Origin of the sequence: Streptomyces sp. NPDC127084, from assembly GCF_042724175.1 — a bacterium.
GTDB lineage: Bacteria > Actinomycetota > Actinomycetes > Streptomycetales > Streptomycetaceae > Streptomyces.
This window is the reverse complement of record NZ_JBHXFA010000253.1, coordinates 1-6,223: the sequence shown is the minus strand read 5'-3', so window position 1 is coordinate 6,223 and position 6,223 is coordinate 1. Positions and strand designations below refer to the sequence as shown.

Below are 6,223 nucleotides of genomic sequence, written 5' to 3'. Positions count from 1 at the left end.
TGGGGACTGGGTGAACGCAGAGGGCGGACGCGGGAATCCGGCGTCCGCCCTCTGACCTGCTAAATCTCTGACCTGCGTGGTGGGTGTGGGATTTGAACCCACGGTGACTCGCGCCACGACGGTTTTCAAGACCGGCGATTGAGCATCCCCAGAACCGCCTGTGACCTGCCTGTATACCTGCTTGATTCAGGCGACGCGAGCCGTTCTGGCCGCAGGATGACCGCGTCCCCGCAGCTGCACTGCTCACCCGCCAGTGAGGCTGACGGCTCGTGCAACTGACGTCGTTCCAGCTTCTGTTGTCAGTGGCACCTGTCAGATTCAGACCATGGCCGCAGCTTCCGTTCCGTTCCAGGAGATCTTGCAGAACCCGGATAATCACTAAGCGATCTTGCTATCGCTTCGCGCCGGCCAGGTCCGCACGGTCCAGAGACGCACCGGTCAGGCTCGCGCTTCTCAGGTCCGCGTTACGCATACTTGCGTCGCGCAGGTCAGCGCCATCCGCGGATGCTCGCCGCAGGTCCACCCCTTCCATGGCTGCATTGCGTAGGTTCGCCCCATCCAGTTCCGTGTCGAGTAGGTCCGCTCCTGTTAGGTCTGCGTCTCCGAGCTCCGCCCCGCGCAACCTCGCGCCGCGCAAGTACGTGTCGCGAAGGTCTACGCGGGCGGTGCCGTCGTGTTCGGGATTCCGGGAGCCGATAGCGGAAAGGGCCGCCTGGATGTCACTGGCCGGCTCTTTGGAGGCGTCCTTAGATTGCTTCGGTTTCTTGGCATGGTTGCGGATGTACGTGCACAGGACATGGACGACGGCCGGCTGGTCGCGGGAGGAGTCCTGCATAATGCGTTGAAGTGCGTAGATGCCGCCTAGTCGTACTTCCAAGGAGTCGTCGCCGATGTTGCTGACGGCATCGTTGTAGCGGTCGGTGACCTGCCCCTCACGTGTCAGAGCATGCTCGTTGTCGACCTGCTTGAGCGACTGCCAAGCTAAGAGGATCACTACGAGGGTGCCGAGAGCGGCAATCGTGTTCGCGGCCTGGTTGATGTGCGACCACCGGTTGGCTTGCGCAGGTACCTCGGGTGCGGGCGGGGCCGCGGCAGTGGAGGAAGGTACCGCGATACCTGGCTCAGGAGCGGCCGGAGCAACGGGAGTCGACTCTCGATCGGCAGCAGATCTGGGAACAGCAGTGCGTTGGCGGGCAACGCGCTGCAAGCGGGCAGTGCGCTGGCGACGGGGCGGGATGGTGGCCATAAGGCCATTCATACGGCAGCAGGCGGTCTGGCACATGAGAGTTGCGAAGCTGTAGCAGCAGGACCTATCTCAGTCTCAAAGAAGGCGACGGAACGCATGCCCTGCAGGGCTTAGTCAGCCAGAGGGTCGCAGATCCCGCAGACCTCCAGTTCGGGAAACTCTTCCAGGGCTACAAGCACGTGCTCGCGATCGAGGTAGCCCAACTGCGTCTTGTACAGGCTGCAGTCGGCCCGATGCAGCATCGGCTCCATGCCGCTGACCCTGCCGGGCTGGAGCTTCCAGAGCCGCGCGACGCTCTCCTTCTCCCGCCGGCGCTCCTGCTCGGCCTCTTCGGCCTCGAGCTGGCAGATAGTCCCCTCGGTCAGTCGCAGCTGGTACGTGAGCCAGTCGCGCAGGGCACGCTGCCGCAGGAGCCGCTCCGCTGTCGTGAGCTCAGGCATCGAACAGCTCCCGCCTACGAGCCATCCATCGACTGAACGTCAGGGAGACTCTTCAGCCGCATCCGGGCCGCCACACGCTCCCCGGCTCCCACCGTCCACCAGTACGGGTGCGTGGCCCGGGTGATCGACAGCTCCTGCAGCAGCTTCTCGAGCCGATCCACCTCAGCGACCTGCTCCGGGGTGTAGCCGGGGCTGTCCTCACGACCGCCGGTGATCTCCCCCGTGTGCGGGTGCTCCGCGCCCGGCCAGCCCACCATCGGTTCCACAGACCACGGCAGCGTGGCACACAACGCCTCGTACTCAGCCCGCGCTCGGTGCAGGCGCCACTGCGCATCGATCAGGTCAGCAGGGTAGGAATCGGCCACATTAAAATGATACTACTGTTCGAATTCTTGGGTGGTCACTCGTAGGCCAGACCGTTCCCGCATCGAGTGTCCTGTGCCATCGAACCTTGATCGAATGCCGCAGATCCTTGACTGCCGCAAGTCTGTGCCACCCAAGTTCGCGGTGCGGTCAGGCGGCTGTGCAAGTGAGGACGCTGCTAACCGGACTGTCGATGTAGCCCTGCCAGAACTCCGTGGTGCGGGCCGGGGTGGCGGGCGGAGGTGCGACCGGCCGGGTTCGGGCGTCGGTAAACCCGGACTTCTCCGCCATCTCGACAAGATCGCCGAGCTGCCATTCGTAGAACTCCAGCGGGGCCGCGGGGTCGGACAGGAACGCCCCTTTCAGCAAGGAGGCGTCCGGCCGGGCGATGCGCTCATCGACACGGAAGCCGTAGACGTCCCAGTTTCCCTCGGGAAAGGGGGAGGGATTGGGCACCAACGCGATCAGGCGTCCACCGGGCTTGAGGTTCGCACGGATGCGCTCGAACATCGCCTGCAGAACATCCCGGCCTGATGCGTAGTTGAACAGATAGACGGCGGTCACCAGGTCAAACGCTCCGAACACCGGCATGACAGCGGCGTCCGCGACCTGGTACGTGAGCCCCAGCGGCTGATGCGCCTCGTGCTCCCGGGCCAGACGCACCATCTCGGGCGAGATGTCGACCCCCACCACCGGGAACGCGCCCAGGCCGGCCAGCAGCCGTGTGTTGAATCCGAACCCGCAGGCCACGTCCAACGCCGCCGCCCCGGGTACACGCCCGACCTCGCGCAGCACCGTGAAGGTGTCCGCGGCCGGATACGCGGCCGTCATCTTCAGCTGGACGAAACGCTCGCTGATCAGGTCGTACTGTTCCATGCGCTGCTCAACTGCACACACGATGAGGGGTTACCCGCCGCTCAACGTTCCGCGCTGCACGAACCGTGGACTCACCCTGGAGCCTCGGGCAGATCCGGAAACCAGTCGGCGGCTCAATTGGCTGTGCGACGGCCGAATGAGCCGCCGGCTGCTTCTGGTTGAGTTAGGCGGGCCCACGCGTCTGTATCCGCGGGCGAGCTGAGCGCGGCGGCCGGCACCCTTCCCGCCGCAGCGAGACCACGAACACAGAATCTGTGACTCGGACCACTCAAACTTCGATGGCACACGCTCAAGGTTCGCTGCCAAAGGACATCGAGGACAGCGCGGGCACCGCTTACAGGAGAACCATCGCCTCAGGGCCCGCCATGGTCGACCTACGGTGAGGGAGAGAGCAGCCGTGCTGACCGGAGGTCCTGTCGCCGGCCCTTCGGGACTGAGCGAATGGACTGCCGGTGACCCCGTGCTCATGCTGTCGCCCGAATCGAGGCCCGTGGGCAGCGTCGCCACACCGGCGCAGGCGCGGGCGCTGCTGGATGCTGTCCGCGCGCAGGGGCCGCGCGGCGCCCACCTGGTCGCGTTCTACGCATGCATCTACTACGCCGCGATGCGGCCAGAGGAGGTCTCCATGTTGAGCGCGGAGCAGTGCGAACTACCTCCAGAGGGTTGGGGACGGCTCATGCTTGCCGGTGCACGGCCGCAGGTGGGATCCGCCTGGACCGATGATGGCAAGCCGTACGAAGAGCGGCAGCTCAAGCATCGCGCCCGCCGCGCGGTCCGACCGGTGCCCATCCCGCCGGTACTGGTCGCCATCCTGCGTGCCCACCTCGAAGCTTTCGGCACCACGACCGGGGGCCAACTGTTCAGTGCCGTGCGGGGCGGGCCCGTCCGGTCTCAGGAGTACGGCGCGGCGTGGAAAGAGGCTCGCAAGAAGGCGCTGACGGCCGCCCAGGTCGCCTCTCCCCTGGTCTCCATCCCGTACGACCTGTGCCACGCCTGCGTGTCGTTCTGGCTCCGCTCCGGGGTGAGCCTGGCCGAGACCGCGCGGCGCGCGGGGCAGAGCATCGCGGTGCTTCAGCGCTACTACGCCAAGGTGCTGGACGGTGAGGAGGCGAGGATGAACGAGCTGATCGATCAAGGGTTGGCGGAGCAGGAAGACGAGGCCGAAGAGACGTGGATCCTGGCCGCAGGTTGGCCGCACGTGCTGGTCAGAGGTGGGATACCGCCGATTCAGGGTGAGACAGCCTGCACGCAGAAGGGGTCCCGCTCTGGAGAGTGGCACCCCTTCTGACCTGCAAGCTTCTGACCTGCTGCGGTGGGTGTGGGATTTGAACCCACGGTGACTCGCGCCACGACGGTTTTCAAGACCGTTCCCTTAGGCCGCTCGGGCAACCCACCCAAGCCCCGCATCACCTGCTGCGGAGCGGGCTACAGCCTACCCGCTGGGCGGCTTCGGTACCGAAGCCTGGGCTACGTCGGCAGGCAGGCTCCCGCCCATCCCGTCACCGCGCCTCTCGACAGGCCCTCGAACTCCGCGGGGGGCTCGGTCAGCGGTCGGCGATGTCCTCGCGGAGGCCGTCGGAGAACTCCCACCAGGACAGCGGGAGCCAGTCGCCGTTGACGAACGCGTCCACCGTGGCGCCGCGACCGCGGACCGTGACCGTCGTGCCGGGCGGGTAGGTGGTGCCGGACAGGCCGGGGACGGGGACGAGCAGGGTTCCGAGTCGCTGTGCCGCCATTTCGTCCTCGCTTTCCGTTTCCTCGGTACATACCAGGGCTGACCAGGGCTTCTGGGATTCATCATGACATTACCGGGTTGTCCGGTACCTGAGGTCGGAGAATCATGAGAGATGGGTCACTCGAGGCGCGGGGGGGGGCCGGACGCGGGTGGGGGTTGGCCGGGGGCGGTACAGCACGTGCATCGCCGAGCGGAGGTGGCAGGCATGAAGGCCGTCGTCTACAAAGGACCGTTCACCGTCGCGGTCGAAGACGTCCCGAAACCGGGCGTCCAGCACCCGAACGACGTGATCGTACGCATCACATCCACCGCGATATGCGGCTCTGACCTGCACATGTACGAGGGCCGTACGGCGGCGGAGCCCGGCATCGTGTTCGGGCACGAGAACATGGGGATCATCGAGGAGACCGGCCAGGGCGTCACCGCGCTCAAGGAAGGCGACCGCGTGGTCATGCCCTTCAATGTCGCCTGCGGTTTCTGTACCAACTGCGTCGAGCGATTCACCGGATTCTGTCAGACCGTCAACCCGGGCTTCGCCGGTGGCGCTTATGGATATGTCGCGATGGGGCCGTGGATGGGCGGCCAGGCGGAGTACCTGCGGGTGCCCTATGCCGACTTCAACTGCCTGAAACTGCCACCGGGGAACGAGCACGAAACGGACTTCATGCTTCTCGCCGACATCTTCCCCACCGGATACCACGGCTGTGAACTCGCCGACGTGCGCCCCGGCGAGAGCGTCGCCGTGTACGGAGGCGGACCGGTCGGCTTGATGGCCGCCTACTCCGCTCTGCTGCGCGGCGCGAAGAAGGTGTTCGTGGTCGACCGGGTACCGGAACGGCTGCAGAAGGCCCAGGAGATCGGGGCGGTGCCGATCAACTTCGCCGAGGGCGACCCGGTCGAGCAGATCAAGGAGCAGACGGAAGGTATCGGCACGGACAAGGGCGTGGACGCCGTCGGCTACCAGGCGATGGCGCACGGCAAGGACCAGGAGGAGCCGGCGACCGTGCTGAACTCGCTGGTCGGGACGGTACGGGCGACCGGGGCGCTGGGCGTACCGGGTCTGTACGTGCCCGCCGATCCGGGCGGTCCTGACGAGGAGGCCAAGCACGGGATGCTGCTGGTCTCGATCGGCAAGCTCTTCGAGAAGGGCCTGCGGATGGGCACCGGGCAGTGCAACGTGAAGCGCTACAACCGCTATCTGCGCGACATGATCATCGAGGGCAGGGCGAAGCCCAGCTTCGTCGTCTCCCATGAACTGCCGCTGGACCAAGCGCCGTCGGCGTATGACAAGTTCGACAAGCGGATCGAGGGCTACACCAAGGTCGTGCTGCACCCGAACAGCTGACCAGGAGACGCGACGGAGAGGGGGGGGCGCGGCGGGACTAGGGGCGGGGGGGGCGGCCGGCGGGTGTGGGGGGGGTGGGGGGGGGGGGGTCTCGGGGGGGGCCGCGGGGGGGGCCCGCGCGCGCCCCCCCCACCCGCTGGGGCCCCGCCCGCGCCGGCCAGCGCCCCCCCGCCCCCGCGCGGGGGGGGGGCCCCGCGGGGGCCGGGTAATGCGGTGGA

7 protein-coding genes and 2 tRNA genes are annotated in these 6,223 nt (G+C 66.8%); 2 read left to right on the top strand and 7 right to left on the bottom strand.

The annotated features are described in order from the left end of the window. Positions 1-77: 77 nt before the first annotated feature. The 5 genes from ACFWI9_RS32340 to ACFWI9_RS32320 all read right to left on the bottom strand — a co-directional run bounded on the left by ACFWI9_RS32340 (position 78) and on the right by ACFWI9_RS32320 (position 2,925). Positions 78-149, bottom strand: a tRNA-OTHER gene (locus ACFWI9_RS32340). A gap of 242 nt (positions 150-391) precedes the next feature. Next, positions 392-1,246, bottom strand: a complete 855-nt coding sequence (locus ACFWI9_RS32335) for a pentapeptide repeat-containing protein (RefSeq protein WP_387168291.1) — start codon at positions 1,244-1,246, stop codon at positions 392-394. Positions 1,247-1,356: 110 nt separating this feature from the next. Further along, positions 1,357-1,686: a DUF6233 domain-containing protein gene (locus tag ACFWI9_RS32330; RefSeq protein ID WP_387168288.1), complete on the bottom strand. Its 330-nt coding sequence runs from the start codon at positions 1,684-1,686 to the stop codon at positions 1,357-1,359. A 14-nt stretch (positions 1,687-1,700) separates the two neighbouring features. Beyond that, positions 1,701-2,051 carry a hypothetical protein gene (locus ACFWI9_RS32325; RefSeq protein ID WP_387168285.1) on the bottom strand — a complete coding sequence of 117 codons (351 nt, stop codon included), beginning with the start codon at positions 2,049-2,051 and terminating at the stop codon, positions 1,701-1,703. A gap of 148 nt (positions 2,052-2,199) precedes the next feature. Continuing rightward, on the bottom strand, positions 2,200-2,925 hold the full coding sequence (locus tag ACFWI9_RS32320) for a class I SAM-dependent methyltransferase (RefSeq protein WP_387168282.1): 726 nt from the start codon (positions 2,923-2,925) through the stop codon (positions 2,200-2,202). A 397-nt stretch (positions 2,926-3,322) separates the two neighbouring features. On the opposite strand from ACFWI9_RS32320, the gene ACFWI9_RS32315 reads away from it, so the two are divergent. Next, positions 3,323-4,213 carry a hypothetical protein gene (locus tag ACFWI9_RS32315; protein ID WP_387168279.1) on the top strand — a complete coding sequence of 297 codons (891 nt, stop codon included), beginning with the start codon at positions 3,323-3,325 and terminating at the stop codon, positions 4,211-4,213. Between the two features lie 22 nt (positions 4,214-4,235). On the opposite strand, the gene ACFWI9_RS32310 is transcribed toward ACFWI9_RS32315, so the two are convergent. Both ACFWI9_RS32310 and ACFWI9_RS32305 read right to left on the bottom strand, forming a co-directional pair. Beyond that, positions 4,236-4,320, bottom strand: a tRNA-Ser gene (locus ACFWI9_RS32310). A gap of 149 nt (positions 4,321-4,469) precedes the next feature. Further along, a complete protein-coding gene (locus ACFWI9_RS32305; RefSeq protein ID WP_030931808.1) occupies positions 4,470-4,661 on the bottom strand; it encodes a hypothetical protein in 192 nt (63 codons plus the stop codon). A 204-nt stretch (positions 4,662-4,865) separates the two neighbouring features. Between ACFWI9_RS32305 and ACFWI9_RS32300 the strand changes: the two genes are divergently transcribed. Continuing rightward, positions 4,866-6,005, top strand: a complete 1,140-nt coding sequence (locus ACFWI9_RS32300) for a glutathione-independent formaldehyde dehydrogenase (RefSeq protein ID WP_387168276.1) — start codon at positions 4,866-4,868, stop codon at positions 6,003-6,005. Positions 6,006-6,223: the final 218 nt, after the last annotated feature.